4 protein-coding genes are annotated in these 1,669 nt (G+C 38.6%); 2 read left to right on the top strand and 2 right to left on the bottom strand.

Translation table 11 applies throughout. The annotated features are described in order from the left end of the window. The first annotated feature begins 120 nt into the window (after nt 1-120). Together ACFIKE_RS10240 and ACFIKE_RS10235 are read left to right on the top strand one after the other, a co-directional pair. Nucleotides 121-516 (top strand): MliC family protein, encoded by a 396-nt coding sequence (locus ACFIKE_RS10240; RefSeq protein WP_375625545.1) that lies wholly within the window; start codon nt 121-123, stop codon nt 514-516. A 17-nt stretch (nt 517-533) separates the two neighbouring features. Then, nucleotides 534-926, top strand: coding sequence for an MliC family protein (locus ACFIKE_RS10235; RefSeq protein WP_375649750.1), 393 nt, complete (start codon nt 534-536; stop codon nt 924-926). 16 nt (nt 927-942) lie between these two features. Here the strand turns inward: ACFIKE_RS10235 and mnhG are convergent, their stop codons facing one another. Beyond that, on the bottom strand, nt 943-1,353 hold the full coding sequence (gene mnhG, locus ACFIKE_RS10230) for a monovalent cation/H(+) antiporter subunit G (protein WP_375649748.1): 411 nt from the start codon (nt 1,351-1,353) through the stop codon (nt 943-945). Further along, nucleotides 1,350-1,631, bottom strand: coding sequence for a K+/H+ antiporter subunit F (locus tag ACFIKE_RS10225; protein ID WP_375625542.1), 282 nt, complete (start codon nt 1,629-1,631; stop codon nt 1,350-1,352). Before ACFIKE_RS10225 ends, mnhG begins: the two co-directional genes overlap by 4 nt. Nucleotides 1,632-1,669: the final 38 nt, after the last annotated feature.

The following is a 1,669-nucleotide window of genomic DNA, read 5'->3' as shown; positions in this document are numbered from 1 at the left end:
GCTGGCGGTGAAAATCGAAGTGGTATGAATCCTGGGGTCGCAGGTTCGAATCCTGCCGTAGACACCATCGTATCAATCAAATTATTCTTTGTGCGCAATATAGGAATATAGGGAAGCATCATGAAAAAAACTTTACATATTTTAGGATTTTTCACCGCTTTAAGTTTATCAATCTTCAGCTCAAACAATAGCTTAGCTGGTTCTTTTATCATTGAGGTACCAGACAATCCCGAGCCAAAAACAGAGACCATTACCTACCAGTGTGATACTGAAACAGGTAAAGAGCGCGTTGAGGCAGTCTATCTTAATGCTGACAATATTTCGTTGGTTGATTTCAAATGGAACGGTGATCGTGTCATTGCTGCTAATGTCATCGCGGCGACAGGAGCAAAATTTGCAGGAGCTCAGTATATCTGGTGGGAGAAGAACAAAGAAGTCATGCTTTATGACCTTTCTCAGGATCCAGAAGAAAAAAAACCTATCCTCTGTAAAGATGAGTCAACATTATTATTTTAAATAACACGGGAAATATTATGAAAAAAATTTCTTTTACTAAACAATTTTTCATTACTTTAAGTGTGTTCCTCCTAGGTTCAATTAATGCATTAGCAAATTCTTTAGTCATTGAAGTACCAGATGATCCAGAACCAACAACAGAGACCGTCTCCTATCAATGCGATATGGGAACAAGCAAAGAGCATGTTGAGGCAACTTATCATAATGCTGGCAATATTGCGCTTGTTGATTTAAAATGGAACGGTAAGCGCATCATTGGTTCTAATGTAATTGCCGCTTCTGGAGGAAAATATGTAGGTGGTCAATACATTTGGTGGATAACTAAAAATGAAGCCATATTTTACGATCTTATTGATGATCCAAAAGAAGAAAAGCCCATCCACTGTGTAGAAGAAAAAAGCATAGAATAAGGAAGGTTCTTACATTTCAAGAACCGCGCTGGCTCTCATCGCTTGATGTTCCTTCTGACGTGGGTAACTTTTCCTCCGTCTGGTTTAATAAAAGAGCCAGCGGTTTTTCTGACTGTTCTTCTGAATGATGTCGATAAGCTGCTGTATGTGAGAGCAACATAGAAGCTACCGGTGCTGTTAAAAACAAAAAAAACATCAGCAACACTTCATGAAAAACAAAATAATGGTCCACAAATATTGAATAAAGAAATGAAGAAATAAGAATGCTACCAACACCCCAACTCGTACATACTGAAAGCATATGCAAACGCTGATAAAAACTGGAAAAACGCACCAAACCTATCGTTGCGATCAGTGTCAATCCAGACCCTAATATTAAGAAAACCGTGATAGCAATAGCCACCAAAAGCGATACGTCATCTTTCATTCAATAATCTCCCCCCGCATAAGAAACTTCGCTAAAGCGATGCTTGATACACACCCCAACAACCCAATAATGAGAGCAGCAACAAAATAAATGGTTGTTCCTGAACGGATATCGAATGTAAGAAACAAAAGAACAGTGGTTATATAAAGAGCATCCAAACCAACAATTCTATCCTGTGCCCGTGGACCACGAATCAACCGAAACAATGCGAAGATCACCGCCAAACTTAAAAAAAACTGTGAAAAGAAAAGCCCCCAATAAAGGATCACCATACTCATAAGAAAATCTCCAAAAGTAATTGCTCATACCGTTGTTT

It is taken from the genome of Bartonella sp. MU70NMGDW (assembly GCF_042194085.1).
Lineage (GTDB): Bacteria > Pseudomonadota > Alphaproteobacteria > Rhizobiales > Rhizobiaceae > Bartonella > Bartonella grahamii.
This window is presented reverse-complemented; position numbering and strand designations above follow the sequence as displayed.